The 20,108-nt window shown below is 52.6% G+C and carries 22 protein-coding genes and 1 riboswitch; of the genes, 11 read left to right on the top strand and 11 right to left on the bottom strand.

Features of this window, described 5'->3' with window-relative positions:
• Positions 1 to 22 precede the first annotated feature (22 nt).
• A complete protein-coding gene (locus JWZ98_RS00980) occupies positions 23 to 988 on the top strand; it encodes an AraC family transcriptional regulator (RefSeq protein ID WP_205452662.1) in 966 nt (321 codons plus the stop codon).
• 151 nt (positions 989 to 1,139) lie between these two features.
• The gene (locus tag JWZ98_RS00975) at positions 1,140 to 2,054 is read left to right on the top strand and encodes a DMT family transporter (RefSeq protein ID WP_240348164.1); all 915 of its coding nucleotides are present in this window, start codon (positions 1,140 to 1,142) and stop codon (positions 2,052 to 2,054) included.
• 102 nt (positions 2,055 to 2,156) lie between these two features.
• Here the strand turns inward: JWZ98_RS00975 and JWZ98_RS00970 are convergent, their stop codons facing one another.
• From JWZ98_RS00970 to JWZ98_RS00945, 6 genes are all read right to left on the bottom strand, one after another.
• On the bottom strand, positions 2,157 to 3,056 hold the full coding sequence (locus JWZ98_RS00970; protein WP_205452660.1) for a hypothetical protein: 900 nt from the start codon (positions 3,054 to 3,056) through the stop codon (positions 2,157 to 2,159).
• Positions 3,057 to 3,092: 36 nt separating this feature from the next.
• The gene (locus JWZ98_RS00965) at positions 3,093 to 3,521 is read right to left on the bottom strand and encodes a hypothetical protein (RefSeq protein ID WP_205452658.1); all 429 of its coding nucleotides are present in this window, start codon (positions 3,519 to 3,521) and stop codon (positions 3,093 to 3,095) included.
• A 113-nt stretch (positions 3,522 to 3,634) separates the two neighbouring features.
• Positions 3,635 to 4,306, bottom strand: coding sequence for an ABC transporter ATP-binding protein (locus JWZ98_RS00960; protein ID WP_205452656.1), 672 nt, complete (start codon positions 4,304 to 4,306; stop codon positions 3,635 to 3,637).
• Entirely contained in the window at positions 4,303 to 5,439 is a 1,137-nt protein-coding gene (locus JWZ98_RS00955) for an efflux RND transporter periplasmic adaptor subunit (RefSeq protein WP_205452655.1), read from the bottom strand. Before JWZ98_RS00955 ends, JWZ98_RS00960 begins: the two co-directional genes overlap by 4 nt.
• Before the next feature lie 118 nt (positions 5,440 to 5,557).
• On the bottom strand, positions 5,558 to 6,013 hold the full coding sequence (locus JWZ98_RS00950) for a DNA polymerase III subunit chi (protein WP_205452653.1): 456 nt from the start codon (positions 6,011 to 6,013) through the stop codon (positions 5,558 to 5,560).
• A 77-nt stretch (positions 6,014 to 6,090) separates the two neighbouring features.
• Positions 6,091 to 7,575, bottom strand: a complete 1,485-nt coding sequence (locus tag JWZ98_RS00945) for a leucyl aminopeptidase (protein WP_033156819.1) — start codon at positions 7,573 to 7,575, stop codon at positions 6,091 to 6,093.
• 91 nt (positions 7,576 to 7,666) lie between these two features.
• Here JWZ98_RS00945 and lptF point away from each other — a divergent pair, with 91 nt between their 5' ends.
• Complete coding sequence (lptF, locus tag JWZ98_RS00940; RefSeq protein WP_033156820.1) at positions 7,667 to 8,800, top strand: LPS export ABC transporter permease LptF; 1,134 nt, start codon at positions 7,667 to 7,669, stop codon at positions 8,798 to 8,800.
• A complete protein-coding gene (gene lptG, locus JWZ98_RS00935; protein WP_033156996.1) occupies positions 8,800 to 9,867 on the top strand; it encodes an LPS export ABC transporter permease LptG in 1,068 nt (355 codons plus the stop codon). The genes lptF and lptG overlap by 1 nt, the downstream gene beginning before the upstream one ends.
• Before the next feature lie 68 nt (positions 9,868 to 9,935).
• Here the strand turns inward: lptG and JWZ98_RS00930 are convergent, their stop codons facing one another.
• Genes JWZ98_RS00930 through JWZ98_RS00920 form a run of 3 tightly spaced genes read right to left on the bottom strand, consistent with a single transcriptional unit; the run spans position 9,936 to position 11,026 of the window.
• On the bottom strand, positions 9,936 to 10,322 hold the full coding sequence (locus JWZ98_RS00930; protein WP_033156821.1) for a hypothetical protein: 387 nt from the start codon (positions 10,320 to 10,322) through the stop codon (positions 9,936 to 9,938).
• A gap of 59 nt (positions 10,323 to 10,381) precedes the next feature.
• Positions 10,382 to 10,807, bottom strand: a complete 426-nt coding sequence (locus JWZ98_RS00925) for an RDD family protein (RefSeq protein ID WP_225892932.1) — start codon at positions 10,805 to 10,807, stop codon at positions 10,382 to 10,384.
• A 39-nt stretch (positions 10,808 to 10,846) separates the two neighbouring features.
• On the bottom strand, positions 10,847 to 11,026 hold the full coding sequence (locus JWZ98_RS00920) for a hypothetical protein (protein WP_020483849.1): 180 nt from the start codon (positions 11,024 to 11,026) through the stop codon (positions 10,847 to 10,849).
• A 327-nt stretch (positions 11,027 to 11,353) separates the two neighbouring features.
• Between JWZ98_RS00920 and pcnB the strand changes: the two genes are divergently transcribed.
• The 5 genes from pcnB to panD all read left to right on the top strand — a co-directional run bounded on the left by pcnB (position 11,354) and on the right by panD (position 15,294).
• On the top strand, positions 11,354 to 12,664 hold the full coding sequence (pcnB, locus tag JWZ98_RS00915) for a polynucleotide adenylyltransferase PcnB (RefSeq protein WP_033156823.1): 1,311 nt from the start codon (positions 11,354 to 11,356) through the stop codon (positions 12,662 to 12,664).
• Entirely contained in the window at positions 12,651 to 13,154 is a 504-nt protein-coding gene (folK, locus tag JWZ98_RS00910) for a 2-amino-4-hydroxy-6-hydroxymethyldihydropteridine diphosphokinase (RefSeq protein ID WP_205452651.1), read from the top strand. Before pcnB ends, folK begins: the two co-directional genes overlap by 14 nt.
• Positions 13,151 to 13,960, top strand: a complete 810-nt coding sequence (panB, locus tag JWZ98_RS00905) for a 3-methyl-2-oxobutanoate hydroxymethyltransferase (RefSeq protein WP_205452649.1) — start codon at positions 13,151 to 13,153, stop codon at positions 13,958 to 13,960. Before folK ends, panB begins: the two co-directional genes overlap by 4 nt.
• Positions 13,961 to 13,964: 4 nt before the next feature.
• Complete coding sequence (gene panC, locus JWZ98_RS00900) at positions 13,965 to 14,816, top strand: pantoate--beta-alanine ligase (RefSeq protein ID WP_205452647.1); 852 nt, start codon at positions 13,965 to 13,967, stop codon at positions 14,814 to 14,816.
• 97 nt (positions 14,817 to 14,913) lie between these two features.
• The gene (gene panD / locus JWZ98_RS00895) at positions 14,914 to 15,294 is read left to right on the top strand and encodes an aspartate 1-decarboxylase (RefSeq protein WP_033156827.1); all 381 of its coding nucleotides are present in this window, start codon (positions 14,914 to 14,916) and stop codon (positions 15,292 to 15,294) included.
• 48 nt (positions 15,295 to 15,342) lie between these two features.
• On the opposite strand, the gene fliW is transcribed toward panD, so the two are convergent.
• Entirely contained in the window at positions 15,343 to 15,801 is a 459-nt protein-coding gene (gene fliW / locus JWZ98_RS00890; protein ID WP_033156828.1) for a flagellar assembly protein FliW, read from the bottom strand.
• Between the two features lie 136 nt (positions 15,802 to 15,937).
• Positions 15,938 to 17,113 (bottom strand): integrase, encoded by a 1,176-nt coding sequence (locus JWZ98_RS00885; protein WP_205450356.1) that lies wholly within the window; start codon positions 17,111 to 17,113, stop codon positions 15,938 to 15,940.
• A gap of 134 nt (positions 17,114 to 17,247) precedes the next feature.
• Positions 17,248 to 17,466, top strand: a riboswitch (cobalamin riboswitch).
• Between the two features lie 118 nt (positions 17,467 to 17,584).
• On the opposite strand from JWZ98_RS00885, the gene JWZ98_RS00880 reads away from it, so the two are divergent.
• Together JWZ98_RS00880 and JWZ98_RS00875 are read left to right on the top strand one after the other, a co-directional pair.
• Complete coding sequence (locus JWZ98_RS00880) at positions 17,585 to 19,408, top strand: TonB-dependent receptor (RefSeq protein WP_205452645.1); 1,824 nt, start codon at positions 17,585 to 17,587, stop codon at positions 19,406 to 19,408.
• 19 nt (positions 19,409 to 19,427) lie between these two features.
• A complete protein-coding gene (locus JWZ98_RS00875) occupies positions 19,428 to 20,003 on the top strand; it encodes a hypothetical protein (RefSeq protein ID WP_205452641.1) in 576 nt (191 codons plus the stop codon).
• The last annotated feature ends 105 nt before the right edge of the window (positions 20,004 to 20,108 follow it).

Here is a 20,108-nt window from a genome sequence, read left to right as displayed (position 1 = left end):
TAGTACCAACATAGGGATTGCCATGACGAAGAAAACGGCGGGACGCTGGCGCATCAAAAACGACGAATTGCAATCCCGCCAGCAAGGCAACTGCCTGACTGAGTATCTGCCGGATGACATAGGCAAAGGCTACTCGACATTGTTTCCGCTCGACCCAGACTTGAACTATATCGAAACACATTATCAGCCCAGTCAGGATTTAGCCATTCTGACCCGAATGGATCAGCACAACCCTCGCCTGGTGGTGACTTTGGGCATGCAAGGGCAATCGCGATTCGTTGATGCGCAGGGCCAAGAAATTACTTTTAATGAAGGCTATACGTCGATCACCGCATTCAGCTCCAGTATTGGCGAACGCCAATATCAAGCCAATAATCCGATGGCCCAAGTGCGGTTTTCGATGAGTAAATCTTGGTTGAGTCGATACTTCGGCGAAAATACCGCAACGCGATTTTTTAATAAGAACGGCATTAGTTTAATAAGCTATAAACCCATTTCAAATACGGCATTAATAGCCACGCGGCAGCTATTAAATTGCGATCCGAATAATCCGGCAAGACATGTATTTATGCACGGCCAAGCCCTGTCGATATTAGCCGCGGAAATGACCCATCTATGGCAAGATAATCGAAAGACATCGTCGGTTTTTTCAAAAAAAGACCAAGCCATTGCCCAAGCCGCGCATAACATTCTGTTAAATGAATATAAAAACCCGCCATCGGTTGCCGAATTATCCAAACGTGTCGGCACCAATCAATTTAAATTAAAACAATTGTTTCATCACTTTTTTAATACGACGCCGTACGGCTTATTATTAGATATTCGCATGAAAACCGCCTATCAGTTATTAGAATCCAGGCGCTGTCAAATCGATGTTGCCGCCGCCTATGTCGGCTACAATCACGCCAGCAATTTCAGCACTGCTTTTAGCAAATATTTCGGAACATCCCCCCGCAGTATCGCCAAAAACCACACATCCAAACCTTAAGAGGTTAATATACCTGCGACGCTGACCAAATCCGTGCGTCGGTAGCCGGCGCAATGATGTGCATTTTGGACTCGCAAACCGTCAGGCCGAACCGATACGGCCCTATCCTCAACCTATTCGCCCTTACCGACGCTCTTAAGCCAAGCCACCAGTGCCCGCCGACACTAATCAGCCGCAAACCATCCAAACTCCCACGCCTATCTTGCCGCTGCCTAACAGCCGCCTCGGTCTCAGTTATATGCTGGTCGCTTGTGTCTTGTTTTCGGTGATGAACGCCGGCGCATACGCCATCGGCCTATTCGATACCGGCTTGCCGCCCAGCATGATCAGCTTTATCCGCATCCTGGCCAATTTCTTGATCCTGACAATTCCGGCGCTGATCGGCGGCAGACTGATCGGTCTGTTCGGCGATGCCCGACCTTCGTTGTGGCTGCGCGGCTTGTTCGGCAGCACGGCCCTGATGCTGTCATTCGCCGCCATCGCCCGCATCGGTCCCGGCGAAAGCGCTTTTCTGACCGCCAGCAGCGGTGTGTTCGTAATGCTCTTAGGGCCACTGGTTTTGGGCCAAAAAAACTCGCTATTGGTTTGGCTGGCCATTATCGGCTCGTTCAGTGGGGTATCGCTGCTATTTGATTTCGAAAATAGCCACAACTTATTCGGACAAGCCATGGCCTTGCTGGCCGGCCTGTTGTCGGCGCTGGCCTATTTGATGGTGGCGCGTGCCGGGCGCAGCAATACCCCGCAAACGGTAATTTTCTATTTTTGCCTGGTGGGCTTGGCGTTACACGGCATTTATTTTGCGCGGTTTGGCTATCGCCTGCCGGGCTCGGCGGAAAGCTGGGGCTTATTGCTCCTGGTAGGCGTGTCGGGCAGCGGCGCGCAACATTATATGACTCGGGCTTATCAAGCCGCGCCAGCAGCCTTGGTGAGCTCCATAGGGTATTTGGCCCCGGTATTAAGCTTAGCCTGGAGCGTCTTGCTATTCGAACAAATTCCCGGCCAAACCGCCCTGATCGGCACTACGCTGATTTTGGTGTTTGGGGTGATGTTGCCGTTTCTGCGTTAAGCCAAACTGGCTAAACGCCTGTTCTTCAGATACCGGGTTGCTTGCAACGCCTGACCATCGGCATGTCATTGCTGAATTGGCAGTCGCTTTCGAGACCAGATTTTAAGCGGCAACCTTGCAATAAGAAGGAACCCAACTGCGGGCGACCATGTAGTCCGGCAATTGATTAAAATCAAACGCTTCGCCGTGAGCGATCATTTGCTTGACATCGAATAATTCGCCCACTTCCGGAATGTCCTGATAAAACAGTATGTAAAACGGCTTAACCAGATAGCGGGCAATCTTAATGCCCAACGGCCCGATGAAATTACGGCGTTGCCCGACGTGCGCGACTTCGTCGATGGTGATTTCGTCCAGCAAGGCTTTCAGACGATCTCTAACTTCCGGCTCGTCGGCCAATAACTCGTCGAATAAGGGATACAAATGACAATAGAAGCTGACGCCCATTAACTCGGTGACGAAGGCCGGCGTATCCATCAATACCCCCGGCAACTTCGGAAATTGTTCGTAGATCATTTCCTTAAACGGGGTCAACGGTTCCCATACCACCCGCTCTAATCCGCAGGTTTTCAGCATTTCATCAAACAAACGCCAATGGCAAAACTCTTCGGCCAGATGCACTCGGGAAATTTTGTCTTCCACGCTATGCGAATTAGCCATATCCGGCACCACATCCCAAGCACCTTTAATTCCCACCCATTCGTGGCGCGCAAATTTATAGATACCGCAGAGTAACAAGGTCAGCTTGTCCAGGGATTTTGGATCGTCCACCATCTTCACATAATTGCGATAAAACGCCTCCGGGTCTGCCAAAGGCTTGTGCAAGTGCACCGGATTATTTTGAAAATACGCCAATCGTTCGCGCTTTTTTGCCAAATCTCGGTCCGCTTCCAATAACTCACCGCCATGTTGTTGGGTAAACAGCCAATAATCAGCAAAATTTTCCTGCCGTTGCGCGTCGCTGGCTGGCGTAAAAATAGAACGATATTTGAGCTGAGTCACAAAAAATTTCCCAATCTGTGGCTAAAGACACAGATTCTAACGAATTAATGACTTGGAGGTGGATTTTAAAATTTTTCCGTCGTGATCGTTCGATTCCCGCTGCATTCCCAACCACATCAACGCATCATCACGATTATTGAAAATCCGATAAACCCAATCGGCATCCCGCGGCATTGACAGCATAACTTGGGTGGTTAGCTGGCTGATATGGGTATACACCACAAATGCCGCCGCTTTAATACCCAGCAAAGTGCCCATAGCAGTTTGCGAGGCAAAGTCATAGTGGTAGGCGTTGACTTTGTGCACCAGCAGCAGATAGGGCCTCTGCAAATGCGCCACGATCCAAGCATGATATTCGTCCACCAGCGCCAAGTTGAGCTCCACTCCCTCATCGACAATAAACTCCGCCAAGTCCTCATCCAGCTTGATGGCATTACAAAAACTTAATCTATATCGCTCCATCATCCCTCCTCAGCCTACTGGCGTGTCAACTCTGTTGACAGTATCGCACAACCAGGAAAACTCTAACGACAAAGTTATCGCCGCCAAGCTTTTTTAGCACCGTTCTAAATGAAAAACTAAACCGCGCCGTCCGCCAAACGGCCGTCCACAATGCGCAACTGCCGCTTGGCTCTACCGCCGATATTTTGATCGTGAGTGATGATGATTAACGTCACACCTTGCTGATTTAAATTCTCCAGCAGCTCGATGATATCCCGACCGGATTGGCTGTCCAGATTGCCGGTTGGCTCGTCGGCCAGCAAGATACCGGGTTGCATGATCATCGCCCTGGCAATGGCAATACGCTGCAACTGGCCGCCGGACAATTGATTGGGCTTATGCTCGGCACGATCCAATAAATTCACCGAGGCCAATGCCTGTAACACCCGTTGCTTGCGCTGTTTGCTATCGATGCCCGCCAGGATCATCGGCATTTCGATGTTTTCTGAGGCGGTGAGCCTGGGAATCAAATGAAAAAACTGAAACACAAAGCCGATATTGTCGCGGCGAATCCGCGCCAGCTCGTCATCGCTTTGCCGGGTGACATCGGTGCCGTTTAATAAGTATTGGCCGGCCGAGGGCTGGTCAAGCAGTGCGACAATGTTTAACAGTGTCGATTTGCCTGATCCGGACGGCCCCATCACCGACACATATTCGCCGGGCCCGATAAACAGGTCTATGCCATTCAAAGCCTGTACGGTCTGCTCGCCAACCTGAAATACCCGGCGAATGCCACTGAGCTGAATCATGGTTTGACGCTGACCGTTACGCCGGCCGCCACGCCTTCCTTGCCAACCGACGTCACTACTTGGTCGCCCGCTTTCAGCCCGGACAGTACTTCCGTAAAACTCCAGTTGGATAAACCGGGCTGGAAGCTCTGTTCATGCAACACATGGTCTGCGCCGATCAACAACACGCGATGATTCTCCAGAATCGCCTCGGCCGGCAAACGCAGCGTGCGCTCTTTTTGACTGAGCAACACTTCAATGTCGGCGCTGTAACCCGGCAACAGCTCCGCGAGATCTTTGGGATCGCGCAAGGTCACTTCCACTTCCACCGTGCGCGCCTGTTTTTCCTTTTCCAACACGTAGGGCGCGACGCGGGTGACAATGCCGGAACAGCGTTTATCCGGAAACGCATCCAAGGACACGCAGGCGCTCATGCCGGTCTTGATGCTGGCAGCATCCACTTCATCGATAGGCGCGGAAACGGTCAAACAGCTGACATCCAGCAAGTCAATGGGCGGAAGGGTTGGAATCCCCGGCGGCGACGGTGTAACAAATTCACCCAATTCGGCATTCACTTCCGCCACCGTGCCGTCAAACGGCGCTTTCACCAAGGTACGCAGCACCGCCGCTTCCGCCACGCCCAATTGCGCCTCTGCCACCTCAATGGCTTGCAGCGCGGCCCGGCATGCCGCGCGCTGCGACTTGCCACCCGTCACTGATTTATCGACTTGCTCCACAGACACCACGTTTTTGTGTTTTTGCAATTGCGTCATCCTGGCCGCTTCCCGCTCCGCGCCACCGGCCAATTGGCAAGCTTGTTCGGCGCTGGCTCGGCTAGCATTGATCTGGGCTTTTTGCAGTTCAACCTGAGCTTTTAAGTCCTGGTTCCAAACCTCCAATAACACCTGACCCTGCTTGACTTTGTCACCCTCCTTAACCCGCAGCTGCGCCACTTGCCCGCCGGTTGCCGGCGCCAGATAGGCCCGCCGACACGCTTTGACCGTACCCACCCGGGTATTCGCTACCGTCGCCCGCACCTCGCCTTCCGCCAAAGTGTAAGCCTCCACTGCCACCGGCTGCGGGCGGCGGCTATAGAGAAATAGTGCGGTGACAGCTATAAGCAAGGCGGCAACAATCAGTGTTTTACTTTTCATGGCGCGAGAGGGCGGATGCGTTGTACAAATTGGGATTTCACTTTTCTGAGCTTTGCTTTGGCTGGCGATAACCGGGGCGAAGTCCTCGTTGCATTTTCTCGTTCGCCACGTGACCACCCTACATTTTGTGGGTAGTAATCGCCAGTTGGGCTTGCTGGTAATGCCGGTAACGCTGGCGGCCGGCCTGTTTGCACGCTTCGCTGTTGTCCAATATTTCCAGGATACGCTCGGTCGGGGCGGTGGTCGGCGGGTACAAACTAGACAGGTTGACGACGATTTTCTGCCAGCCCTCAGGAATGTTTTCGCCACCAATTAGGATGGTGCTGGTAAATGCCGGGATTTCTCCGCGATAGGTTTGGTGCGGAATAAAACTGCCGGCCCGGAAGGTCCACAAGGCTTTATCGATTTGCTCGGCTTGCTCCGCCGAGTCGGTCAGCACATAGGGAAAATGGCCGCTGCGGTAGATTTTCTCGATCAGCTTGCAGGCGAAATCCTGGCGTTGTTGCTGGTCGTGGGTCGCCAGCACGTAGAAGCTGACTTCGGGGAGGGATGGCGAATGACTGGGGTCGGTCATGTCGTTTTAAGCCTGCGGAAAGTAGCAGGGGCTTTCGCGACACCGGATCACCGCGAAAGCCTCTGATACGCTCGGCCTTAAGCCGAGGCGCGGTTTAGCAAATACTGGCTTACCAGCGGGACCGGCCGGCCAGTGGCGCCTTTGTTGGCGCCGGTGCGCCAAGCGGTGCCGGCGATGTCGATATGCGCCCAGCGGTATTCTTCGGCAAATTTGGATAAAAACACCGCTGCCGTGATGCTGCCGCCGTCCGGGCCGCCGATGTTGGCCAGATCGGCGAAGTTGGATTTTAGTTGCTCCTGATATTCTTCCCAGATCGGCATGCGCCACACCAAGTCGCAGGCGGCATCGCCGGCGCTCAGCAAATCGTTGCAGAGTTTGTCGTCGTTGCCGAACAAGCCGCTCGGTACCCGGCCCAAGGCGACGATACAGGCGCCGGTCAAGGTCGCCATATCAATGACCACATCCGGGTTATATTTCTTTGCGTAGGTGAGCGTGTCGCACAAAATCAAGCGGCCTTCAGCGTCGGTGTTCAGGATTTCGATGGTTTTGCCGGACATGCTGGTCCAGATGTCGCCGGGTTTGTTGGCCGCGCCATCCGGCAGGTTTTCCGAGGCAGGAATCAAGCCGACGATGTTTAGTTTTAGATTCAACAATGTCGCCATGCGCACCAGACCCAACACGCTGGCGCCGCCGCACATGTCGTATTTCATTTCGTCCATGCCCAGGCCGGGTTTCAAGGAAATGCCGCCGGCATCGAAAGTTAGACCCTTACCGATCAACACGATGGGTTTGGCGTTGCTGTCGCCGCCTTGGTAATCCAGACAAATCAATTTAGCAGGCTGGCGGCTACCGCGCGACACTGACAGAAAGGAGCCCATGCCCAGGGCTTCCATGTCGCTTTCTTCCAAAATCTCGCAGGTGAGTTTGTCGTGCTCTCCGGCCAGAGCCAGGGCTTGCTCGGCCAGATGCGTGGGCGTGCAGATATTGCCGGGCAGGTCGGCCAAGTGTTTGGCCAATTCCATGCCTCTGGCGATGGCGATGCCTTGTTGCAGGCCCGATTCGGCCAAAGCTTGTTGACTATCGTCGGCCACTACAGCCAGCTTTTGCAGCGGATTTTTGTCGTCGACTTTTTTGGTGGCGCTGTATTGGTACAGACCATCGTTGAATACTTCTACAACTTGGCGGGCTTTCCATTGGCTGTCCGCACCGTTGACGTCTATATCTAGCAGTGCGCAGCTGGCGGCGCTGACTTTACTGTCCTTGATGATTTTGATCGCAGCCGCCAAGGCTTTACGGTATTGCTTGCGCGTGACCTTGCCGCGCTCGCCAAACCCGAGCAATACGATGCGAGCGATATTGCCGTCGGGCAGGTTATTGATCAATAAGGTTTCGGCGTTTTTGCCCCTGATGTCGCCGCGGCCGATTAATTTGCTCAACAAACCGCCGAATTGGCTGTCCAGTTGGGTTGCCGCCGGGCTGAGTTGTTGATTTTCGTAGATTCCGACCAGCAGACAGTCGCTTTGCAGTTTGTCTAAGGGTGAGCTTTCTATAGAATAGTCCATGAGAGTAGTCTGTAAGTATCTGGGATTGAGGGGTTGCGCCGGATGCAGCGGTCTGTGGTTCGATTATACCTTAGAAATTAGGAGTGAGTTGTTGAGCATTGAGCGAGGATTACCCAGCGCGGGCCGGCCTTTCCGGCTGTTGACGGTGCTGGATAAAATGATAATCAAGGAGCTGTTTCACACCGTCACCGCCGTGTTGGTCGTGTTGGTGGTGATCATCGTCAGCCGCAAATTTATCAAGGTATTGGCGCAGGCCATCGAAGGCAATATCGCCAACGATACGGTGATGACCTTACTGGGTTTGAAAATCGTCGTCGCCACGACCACCTTCCTGCCCGCCGCGCTGTTCATGGCGGTATTGATGGTATTGGGCCGCATGTACCGCGAGCAGGAGATGGCGGCAATTTCCTCGGCCGGCGGCAGCGTGTTTACCATTTATCGGGCGATATTCATGCTGGTCATACCGTTAAGTCTGGCGGGTATGGCGCTATCGATGCTGGCTTCGCCGTGGGCGGAGGCCAAAACCGAGCAGTTGATGCATCAGGATAAACAAAATGCCGATATTCGCGGCATCGCTGCCGGCCGCTTCAGCGAGTACAGCGACGGCGAGTTGATTTTTTACACCGAAAACGTCGATGACGAAGGCCGCATGCACAAGGTGTTCGTGCAAAACAAACAAGGCGACAAAGCCGGCGTGGTAAACGCCGAATACGGTTGGTTGAAAAATTTGCCCGGCGGCTTGTATCTGGTGTTGGAAAATGGCGAACGGATTCAAGGCGTACCGGGTAACAAGAACTTCACCATTGAGACATTTAAAGAATATGCCGTGCTGATCGAAAAAAAGGTCACCATTTTGAATTTGGGCCGCGAGGCTACTACTACCGAGAATTTATGGCTGTCTCCGGAACTGCGCGATGTCGCCGAGTTACAGGATCGTTTCAGCACGCCGTTAGGGGTTATTTTATTGGCTTTTCTGGCAGTGCCCTTAGCTAAGCTGTCGCCGCGCGGCGGCATATACGGCAGTATGCTGGTGGCTTTTGGGATTTATTTCGTTTACGGCAATTTGCAGAGGGTCAATCACAGTTGGGTAATCAGCGGGGCGCTGCCCTCCTGGCTGGGCTATTTCTGGGTGGACGCCTTGTTACTGGTCTTGGGTTTGTTAATGTTGATGCGTTTGTACGGCTGGCAATGGTTGTCGCAAAGTCTTAAGGAGAAGCTGTCATGATCAACGTATTGACCATTTACATCGTCAAAGAAGTCGTCAAGGGCTCCTTAATTGCGGTGATATTGTTATTGACGCTGTTCAATCTGTTCAGCTTCAGCGACGAGTTAAAAGATTTGGGGCAAGGCGGTTACGGCTTGAAACAGATTTTATGGTTTTTGACCTTAACCTCACCACGGGTATTTTACGAATTGGTACCGTCGGCGGCGTTGCTGGGTAGCTTGTTCGTCGTGGGCTCGATGGCGAATAACCGCGAGATTGTAGCGATGCGCGGCGCCGGTTTATCCATCGCCTGGATTATCAGAACCATTATGCTGGCAGGCTTGCTGTTGGTAAGCGTTGCCGTACTGGTGGGCGAGTTCGTCGCGCCGTCTTGCGAACGCGCCGCGCAAGTGCTGAAAACCACGGCGCTGCACGACGGCGTGGTGATGCGCTCGCAATACGGGATGTGGCTGAGAGAAGGCAATAGCTTTATCAACGTCCGCAAAATTCTCGACGATGGCTCGCTGGCCGATGTACGCATTTACGATGTCGACGATGCACATAAACTCGCCCGCATCACTCAGGCCGAACATGCGCAGTTTTTAGGCGACAAACAATGGCGCTTGGAAAGCGTCAAACAATCCGAAATCAATCGGCAGCAAATTTATGCCGGCACTCAAGCAGAACAAAGCTGGAAATCCAGCATCGACTCGGATTTGTTGAAAGTGGCCGTCGTTAAATCCGACAACCTGTCGCTTTACGATTTGTTCATGTACATCGACTTCCTGAAGCAGAACAATCAAAAGTCGCAAAGTTACGAGTTGGCATTCTGGAGCCGTTTAATCAACCCGTTTGTAACCTTTGTGATGTTGATGGTGTCGGCGCCATTTGTGATTGGTATCGGTCGCGGCACCAGCACCGGCGCGCGGATTATGATGGGTATCGTGATCGGGATGACGTTTAACATTTTCGACAAGATTGCCGGCCATGTCGGTTTGGTTTACGACATGAATCCGATGTTGATGGCGATGTTGCCGAGTGCTTTGGTGTTTTTAGGCGCGCTGATCGCGGTTAAGCGGGTCAGCTAGGCGGCATAGTTGTCTCTCCACGGACCGGAAACCCCTTGCTTCCGTTCCGTGGAGCGTTATCACGGCAGTTATTTGCGCGTCATGAACAAATAAAGAAACTTACATTTCAAAATCGCATCTTTTTCGTCCATTTCCACCACCGCGCAATCTTCGTATTTTTCCCGGCCAGGTGTGACTTGCTTTTTTATCACGCCGTCGGCCACGCTATATTTGATTGGGATGGTCATTTCCCCGATGCCGCTACGCGCATCTTCACCGGTGGTTATCAAGGTGCCGTCTTTTTGAAATTCCCAAGTGACGTGCAAGGGCTTCTTTTCGCGGTCGAGAGCCAGGGCTTCGTGAGTGACCTGCCATTTACCCAGTAATTTGGAGTTATCCGCCAGTTTGACTTCGGCATTGGCGGTGCCGGCGGCAACGGCGGCAAACAGGGAGAAAAGTATTGTTATTGTTTTCATCGTATATTCCCGGCTGGTAGGTTGATCGAGCCTGGAATATAGCATATCCGCTTTTGCCGTCAGCGCTTTTCTTCCTGAAAAACCAGCCGGGTTTTTGACAGGTAATCGTGCCAGCATTGGCCGTTTTTATCGAATAGGCACCAGAAAAACCCTAGCCCCAAGCAAGCCCAGGATAATAAACCGCCAACGAAGCGGACGCTGGCTTGCTGCCAATTGGGAGAGCGACCATCCAAGGCGCTGACTTTAACTTTCCAGGCGCGCAAACCCAGGGTCTGGCCGCCGTGGGTCCAAAACCAGCCATAGAAAACAAAACTGATGCCGAGCAGATAAAGTGGATAAAAAAACTGATCGCTGGCAAATGCTTGGCCGGCGTTAAAAGGCAGAGCGATGGCCGTGGCGAAAAACCATATCGCCAGCAGTAAGAAAGCATCGTAACCAGCAGCCGCCAGCCGACGCAAAAAACCCGGAGGGGACGGTAAATCCACGCCGGGTTTTGGGGTGCTTGCTTTAGCGGATTGTCGCAATTATTTGTCGAAAATCGCTAGTTTTTGCCCCATGTACATGCTCATGCCCACCAGCGCGCCGATCATGACAATTGAAAATAAAAAGGGCGGTCTATGGAAAACCAATAATGCGAAATCGGCGACGAATAGACTAGTAAATACAGGCTGGTCTACAAAACCCAGTAAAATTTTTTTAAACATACGCTCCACTCTCCGATATAAATTCCCCGTCACCGGCCTAAGGGCGACAAGTACAGCCAATTTTTATGTTATTACACCAAAATATTCGGCGAATGGCGAAATTCTACATTTAACCCAAGGGAATGTAAAAGAATGTGCTGGATTGAGCTTAAATCTGGCGAGGTGTTATGATAAGACCGCTAGGACGTTCGCGCCCGAAGCCTCGAAAAAGCTGGCACACGTCATTCTAAATTAAGGGATAAAGTCATTTTTAGTTTCTTCAAAAAAATCTTTTCACCGGATGAGCAAATTGCCGAACCGGTTAATGAATCGGCGGGGTCGAGTGCCGTGAAGATTTATCCGCGTTCAGAGCATTGCATTTCTCGTGCACAAATCAGCGAAAACGCCCTGAAAGTGCTGCAACGCTTGAAAAAGGCCGATTACGAGGCCTATTTGGTGGGCGGCTGCGTCAGGGATTTGCTGCTGGGGCGGGAGCCTAAGGATTTCGACGTGGCCACTAACGCCAGCCCGGAGCAAATCAAGCAAGTATTTCGTAATTGCCGAATTATTGGCCGGCGCTTTCGACTGGCGCATGTGTTTTTCGGCCGCGAAATTATCGAGGTGGCGACGTTTCGCGGTTCCGAATCCGAAGAATCTGACCAGCAAGTCGTTCATGAAGACGGCCGGTTATTGCGCGACAACGTGTTCGGCACGCTGGAACAGGATGTCTGGCGCCGAGATTTCACCGTCAACGCTCTTTATTACAACATCCGCGATTTTTCCGTGGTGGATTATACCGGCGGCATGCAGGATCACGCGGCGGCGGTCATGCGTCTCATCGGCGACCCGGAAGTACGCTATAGAGAAGACCCGGTGCGGATGCTGCGCGCCATCCGTTTTGCCGTGAAGCTGGGTTTTACGTTGCATCCGGATACCGAAAAACCGATTTACGCCCAAGCCGATTTATTGAAGAGCATCCCCTCGGCGCGTCTTTACGATGAAGTCATTAAATTGTTTTTGTCCGGTTACGGTCTGCAATCCTTCGAGATGCTCAGACATTACGGTTTGTTTGCGATTTTGTTTCCGGAAACCGACCGCTGCCTCGCCAGCGAAGACCACGATTTTCCGCGCTTGTTCTTGATCCGGGCCTTGGAAAACTCCGACACCCGCTTCAACGACGGCAAAACGCTGACACCTTATTTTTTATTAGCCGCCCTGTTGTGGGAGCCGCTGCAATTAGCCGCGCAAAGACGCATCGCCCACGGCGAAAACGAAACGCTGGCCTATCAGAACGCCGCCAACGAAGTGCTGACCAGACAAATCAAGGTCACTGCGCTACCGCGCCACATCACGCAATCGATGCGCGAAGTTTGGTTCTTGCAAAACAAATTCTCCAGAACGGTTGGGCCAAGGCCTTATCGTTTGCTGGAGCAGCCTAAATTCAGAGCAGCGTACGACTTTTTGCGGCTACGCGCGGAAACCGGCGGCGCCGATCCGGAACTGGTCGAATGGTGGACACGTTTTCAGGAAGCCGACGATGCGGAGCGGGAAAGAATGACCGCGCCGCCAAAATCCGGTGGCGGTAAACCCCGTAACCGTAAAACCGGCCGTTACCGTTCTCGAGGCAAACCCGCCCCCGTCGGCAATGACGCTAGCTAAGTCAGCTGTCGAGGCCTATGTAGGCTTGGGCAGCAATCTCGAAGACTCTGTCGATCATGTCAATCGGGCCAGACAGGAAATCGCGGCCTTGCCGGGTGTGGTCGAAATTGCCTTCTCGCCCTTGTACCGCAGCTTGCCGGTTGGGCCGCAAGATCAGCCCGATTACGTGAATGCGGTGCTGCGAATTTCGACCGAGCTGGAACCTTTGGTTTTGCTCAGAGAATTACAGCAAATCGAAAACCAGCATGGCCGGCTGCGCAACGTGCGTTGGGGAGCCAGAACCCTGGATTTGGATGTATTGCTTTACGCACAACAGAGCATCAATGAACCGGATCTGGTTGTGCCGCATCCGGAGTTGTCCAAGCGTGCCTTTGTGCTGTACCCCTTGGCTGATGTGGCAAGCAGCGATTTGCAGATTCCGGGTCTGGATTCATTGTCGCAACTCTTGGCGGCTTGTCCGCCCGACGGCTTGCGGAAAATAACAGTATGAACTTATATGCCGATGCCTTAAAGGCGCTGACGATCAGTGATCTGGCGGCAATGAAACGAGCCGGCGAGAAAATCAGTTGCCTGACTGCTTACGATGCCAGCTTCAGCGCGCTGTTGGACAGAGCGGGTATCGACGTACTGCTGATCGGCGATTCGTTGGGCATGGTGATTCAAGGACACGGCAGCACCTTGCCGGTCACACTGAGCGATATGGTGTATCACAGCCGTAGCGTGGCAATGGCCAGGAAGCGAGCTTTTGTGGTTACCGACTTGCCGTTTGCCAGTTACGCTACACCGGAGCAGGCATTGCTGAATGCGGCAAGCTTGATGCAGTTGGGTGGCGCGCAAATGGTCAAGCTGGAAGGCGCCAAGCTCGACGTCATTCGCTTTCTGGTGGATCAAGGCATTCCGGTCTGCGGCCATCTAGGTCTGTTACCGCAATCCGTAAATCGCTTAGGCGGTTATAAAGTGCAGGGTCGTGAAGAACAGCAAGCCAAACAAATTTTGGCGGATGCGGAAAAAATCGAACAAGCCGGCGCAAGCCTTTTAGTGCTGGAATGCGTGCCGGCGCGACTGGCCGCCGAAATAAGTCAGCGCCTAAGTATTCCGACCATAGGCATCGGCGCTGGTGTTGATTGCGATGGCCAGGTGTTGGTGCTGTACGATATGTTGAATATCAGCACCGGCAAGCGGCCGCGCTTTTCTAAAGACTTTATGGCCGACGCCTCCAGCATAGAAGAGGCGGTGCGCCACTATCATCAAGCGGTTAAATCCGCGCAATTTCCAGCGTCCGAACACAGTTATTAAGCGTATGCAGATAGTCACCAGCGTCGCCGCGTTGCGAGAAGTCATCCGCCAATGGCGGCAAGCCGGCCATAGCGTCGGTTTCGTGCCGACCATGGGCAATCTGCATGCCGGGCATATCAAACTGGTTAGCACGGCCAAGCAACAGACCGATAAAGTGGTGGTCAGTATTTTCGTCAATCCCACCCAATTTGGGCCAAACGAAGATTTTGCCAGTTACCCGCGCACCGAGCAGCAGGATCAGGAAAAGCTGATAGCAAACGGCGCCGATTTACTGTTTTTGCCGGCGGTGACGGAAATGTATCCGCAAGCCACGCAAACCGGCATTTCAGTCAGCGGCTTGTCGGCCCTGCATTGCGGGGCCAGCCGGCCCGGACACTTTGACGGCGTAGCCTTGGTTGTTTGCAAGCTGTTGAACATGGTCCAGCCCGACCTGTTGTTGTTGGGCGAGAAGGATTTTCAACAATTGACGCTGATTCGGCAAATGGTCGCCGATTTGAATATACCCGTTGCAGTCCAAGGCGTGGCGACGGTTCGGGAGGACGATGGCTTGGCGATGAGTTCCCGCAACGGCTATCTGAACGACCAACAAAGACAACACGCGCCCAAGCTCTATCAAGCCTTGATCGCTGCACGCGACGAGATTTTAGCAGGGCATGTCGATTATCCAGCTGTGGCGGAACGGCAGCGCCAAAATCTGCAGCAAGCCGGTTTTGCCGTCGACTATTTCAGCATTTGCCGTAGTAAGGATTTATTGCCCGCCAGCACCTGCGACGCTAATCTGCTTATTTTGGCTGCTGCCAAGCTGGGCACTACACGCCTGATCGATAACCTGTATTTTTCTAAAATAAACAACTGACTGCATTGGTTTTTACCTTTGAAAGCTAATGCTTAAATTTGATAGCAGAGTCAATTTCAGGCATAATCGCCGGCCCTAGTATTCGACCTTGTTTACCATGAACATAAACATGCTTAAAGCTAAGTTACACCGTGCGCGGGTAACGCATTCCGAGCTGGATTACGAAGGATCGTGTGCTATAGACGGTAAAATTTTGGATTTTTCCGGTATCAGGGAGTACGAGCAAATCCATATTTACAATATTAACAATGGTCAACGCTTTACCACCTATGCGATTCGCGCCGAAGAAGATTCCGGCGTATTTTCGATTAACGGTGCAGCTGCAAGGTTGGCGTGCCCTGGCGATTTGATTATCGTTTGTGCGTTCGCCAGCTTAGATGAGAAGGAACTGACGAACTACAAGCCGACTTTGGTGTATTTCGACGGCAACAATCGTATTAGCCATTCCAGTCATTCCATTCCTGTTCAGGCCGCCTGATTTAAACATCCGCCGGCGAACGCAATCGCCGGCGGATGTTTGCATTTTTTAAGCTTCAGATACATCTATCTCACTGACCTTCTCGGTCAGGGTGATGCTTTGTTCGATTGCCACCAATACTTTTTGCATGCCGATGCGTTTGTTGGCGTTGATTAAGATTGGCGATTTGATCGAGCCTTTAATGGTCGGCTTGCCATTATCCTGCTCGTTGTCTTTGTGCAGCAGAATTAATATCACCAGTTCGTCGCCCGGCTCTAGTTGCAGCAGCGCTTCTTCGGGGTCGGTTACCGTAAAGTTATAATTGATGTTGAAGTGCGACGGATGAGCCGCGGAAAAAGTCAGCTCCGCGTTATCGACCGATTGCAGCCAATAGACAATCTCGCTGCCTTCCTGATGAAATAATTTAAAGCGGGTCTGATCTTCAAAACCGGGTAGGCCGCGCGGAAAATTGATGATAGTGTCCGGATTGATGTCTTGGTTGCCTAACAATTTCGATTGAATTTCCATGATCCCGCCCGTATTCGTTGAAGTCTAAGTTAACAGCATTAATCAATGCACCAATGTATAGCACGGAAAGGGGTATTTGCAATGCCGATTGTGGGTGACCCGCCGTATTGCCTCATAGAAAAAGGTAACCGAAGTATCAGAGTCGTTGCCTCACATTAGAGGTAACCTGGACTTGTGAAAAAATGAGTTTCAATTGTTGCTCAATGGCGGCCTTAAGAGCAAATGGATTGAGTTTGGCATGATGTTCCTGGAGAGTCTGTTTGGTGGTTTCCGGAATGTCAGGATGATTGATCACCCGTTGGTAAGGGGTTTGCGGGGCATGGTATTTTTTCACGACTTTGGCGCCGTCTCGGTGTTTTTTCCGCAGTTTCAGACTGGGACAGAAATGATTCTGCAAAGGGCACCAAAGCGTGCTGTAGACCGCGTTCATCAACGGCACCAGCGCGGCATTATCCAGCCGGTCGTAGCCGAATAATTGCCTGGCGTGAGTCCAGTTTTTCTGCTCGACGTGGGCATTGTCGTTTTTCTTGTAAGGCCTGGAGCGGGTAAACGCCGGCTTTTGCGGGTGGTCGGTGAAATAGCGAACCAGGTGATGATTGAGAAATTCAGAACCATTGTCGCAATCGAAGCCTTTCAAAGGGAATGGCAACAGGTTCTCGATGGCCTGAATCTGTTCCAGGATACCTTGCGAGCCTTTATTCCAGGTGGCCCGGCATTCGGTCCAGCCGGTGACAATGTCCGTCATCGTCAGGCTCCAGACGAAATCGCCGGCCAGCGAATTGCCACAGTGAGCGACAGTATCGGCTTCGACAAAACCGGGCTGGGTCTCGTCCCAGTGATGAGTGCGGATGGGAATCTGGGTTTTCAACAGAGACCCGGGTTTGGTGCCGGACAAGCCTTTGGGGTGCTGGACGCGCAAGGGTTTGAGCAAGCGATCCAAGGTCGCCGCCGACACCTTGAGCAAGTCGGCGCGCACGCCATCCGCCAAGGGGCCGTATTGATCTTCGTAATGAGGCAGCCAGATCGGTATCGCGGCTTTCAGGCGCTTGCCGCACAGTTGATCGCTAGCAAACCAGATGCGCTTCAATGGCTCCAGCAACACCTCGGCTTGATATTTCCGCTTGGGGCCGGGCCGTTTGCTAGGCGAAGCGGTTGGCTTGGCTTTTCGATTCAGCAAACGGATCGCGTACTTACGGGCGTAGCCGCAGACTTCGCAAAACTCGTTTAGGATCGTTTGTTTCGTGGCCCTATCGCTTTGTCGATAGCGCTTTTGGATAGCCTGTAAATAGGCTCGTCGTTCGTGTTTTCCCATGGTGGTAACCCGCTTGATTTCGGTTACACACAATGTGAGGCAACGACCCGTTTTTAATGACCCCTTGGGTTACTTTTAATTTGAGGCAATTCGCCCGCTCGGACACTCTTGCTTTATCATGCCCGACTCCCTAAAATTGCACGCTCCTTTCAGGTGTTTGCGCCGTTTTCTCGGCCAAGCTTAAACAGGAAGTCGGTGCGGCGGTTTTAACCGCCCATGCCGGCGCTGCCCCCGCAACGGTAGATAAGTAAAGAGCTGCGTTTTTGCCACTGTGCGCTTTGCATGGGAAGGTCGCAGATCAGGCGTCAAGCCACTTATAAGCCCGGAGACTGGCCCGGAAGATCATTCGAGACAGCGGAGGGCTGTTGACGGAATGGTCTGAGTCCATGCCTAGCCTGCCTCCGTCTTTTTCGTTTTCCGTTTTTCCTCTGTCCTTTTTCACCCGGATGCGCGGCGGGCGCAGAGGACAATATGCAAACAATTCTATACAGATCTTTATTGCTGGCGAGTACGCCTTTTACAGTGTGGGCGACAACCGGCGATGAGGCTATCAACCTTGCCGAAACAGTCGTGACGGCTACCCGAACCGAGACTAGACAGAACGAATTAGCCACGGCGATGACGGTTTATAATCGCCAGGACATCGAGAAACTTCAGGTTAGAACCCTTCCTGAGTTACTAAAAGGCACGCCGGGCGTTGATATGGTGCAAAGCGGCGGTTACGGCAAGGATACCAATGTCTATCTGCGCGGCACTAACTCCGATCATGTACTGGTTTTAATCGACGGCATCAAGGCCGGCTCGGTGACCACCGGCACCAGCGCATTTCAGTTTATTCCTATCGATCAAATCGAACGGGTGGAAATCACTCGAGGCCCGCAGTCCAGCCTGTATGGCTCGGAAGCGATCGGAGGGGTGATTCAGATATTTACTCGCAAGGGCGGCACCAGCGAACGGCCGAACATTGCGCTGGAAGCCGGCGGCGGCTCATACGACACCTATAACGGCTCGGCGGCCGTCAACGGTAAATGGGGCAAGGCTTGGTATAGCTTGAGCGCCGCTCAACTCGGTAGCCAGGGCATCAATGCGCTGAGTGGTGTCAGCGTCGCGAGCGGCTATAATCCGGACCGCGACGGCTATAACAACACCAGTCTGAATGCCAAAGCCGGTTACCGCTTCGACAACGGCGCGGAACTGGAAGCATTTTTCCTGCGAGCCGAAGGCGAAACCGAGATCGACAACTCCATCAGTAGCACCACCGAGTTTGTCAATCAGACACTAGGAGCCACAGCCAGCGCAAATTTCAGCGATAGATGGAAATCCACTTTGCGGGTGGGACAAAGCATGGACGATGCCGATCAGTTTCGGCATAACGGTCGGTTTACCAGCCGTTTCAACACCACGCGCTGGAACGCCAGTTGGCTGAACGAACTGGCCTTGCATAAGGATCACCAATTGACAGTGGGCGCCGATTACCGCTTCGACGAAGTCGACAGCACCACACGCTATGTCGAAACCTCGCGTTACGATGTCGGAGTGTTCGCTGATTTGCACAGCCGGATTTTCGACAAGCATTTTTTGAACGCTTCCTTGCGGTGGGACGAAAACCAGGCTTTCGGCGATAGTGTCACCGGCAATTTCGGCTGGCGGTTTAATTGGGATTACGGTCTCAGCGCTTTTGCCAGTTTCGGCAATGCGTTTAAGGCGCCGACCTTTAACCAGTTATACTTCCCAGGCTTCGGCAACCCCGGCTTGCGTCCGGAAAAGTCCACCAGCTTCGAAGCCGGTTTTGCCGGCCATCACGATTGGGCCAACTGGGAACTGCGCGCTTATCACACCAATATCGAGGATTTGATTGTATTTAGCGGCACGCCGTCCACCGCCAGAAATATCGGCAAGGCGCAGATAGACGGCATAGAAGCCGAAGTGTCCGCGCCAATTTTCGGCTGGAACAACAAACTAAGCATGAACCTGATGACACCGAAGGACAGGCAGACTAATTTGCGCCTGCCGCGTCGAGTGACGGAAAGCTTGTCCTATGATGTCTCGCGCTCGTTCGGTGACATTGATATTGGTGCCTCCGTGTTGGCTCAGGGCGAACGATTCGACGACGCCGCGAACCGGGTCCGTCTGGGCAGCTTTATGACCGCCGATCTGCGTACCGCTTATCGCATCGACAAAAATTGGATGTTAAGCGCCAAACTGAATAATATGTTCGACAAACACTATCAAACGGTTAACACCTATAACAGCTTCGGCAGAAATTTCTATTTTTCGATCCATTACAATTACTAAACCTTTTTTGGAGAACCCTATGAGTTTGAATCAAACCTTGGCTGTTAAACCCGGCGCGGTCGCGTTGATGGCGTTGATGGCGGCCACCCGTTTTCACCATTTCGGTACGCCGTTTGCGTTGCCGGACGCTTCGCTGGCGGTGTTTTTCTTCGCCGGATTATGGCTGGGCGGTCGCTATTTATTCGCTTTATTGCTGGCGGAAGCGGTGCTGATTGATTACTTGGCGATCACTAAACTTGGTGTCAGCGATTTTTGCGTGTCCAAAGCCTACGTATTTCTGGTCGGCTCTTACGGCGCGATGTGGTTGGGTGGCAAATGGTGCCGACAATTCACTGGGTTGTCGATAGCCACCGCCGCGCAACGCCTGATGGCTCTAGTAGCGGCTACATCGATCGCGTTTCTGTTTTCCAACGGCAGTTTTTACTGGCTATCCGGACGCTATCCAAACGGCTCATTCGCGCAATATATTGAGCGCGTTGCGATGTATTATCCGCCTTATCTGACGTCTACCTTGATCTATGGCGTAGTCATTTTTGGCTTGGTAACTGTCGTAAAATCCTTACTGGCTGCCAAAGCCACTCGCGAAGCCCTCTAACAGCATTCCAGAATCCAGCGCGGCGATTTTCATCGCCGCGCTGGTCATGAATATGTTGGCCAATATGCCCCTTTCCGCTCTCCCAGATTTGCAATACCTGTTTAT

The sequence above is a fragment of the Methylomonas sp. EFPC1 genome, assembly GCF_016925515.1.
In the GTDB taxonomy this organism is placed as follows: Bacteria; Pseudomonadota; Gammaproteobacteria; order Methylococcales; family Methylomonadaceae; genus Methylomonas; species Methylomonas defluvii.
The sequence above is the reverse complement of the archived record's forward strand: the minus strand, read 5'-3'. Positions and strand labels throughout refer to the sequence as shown.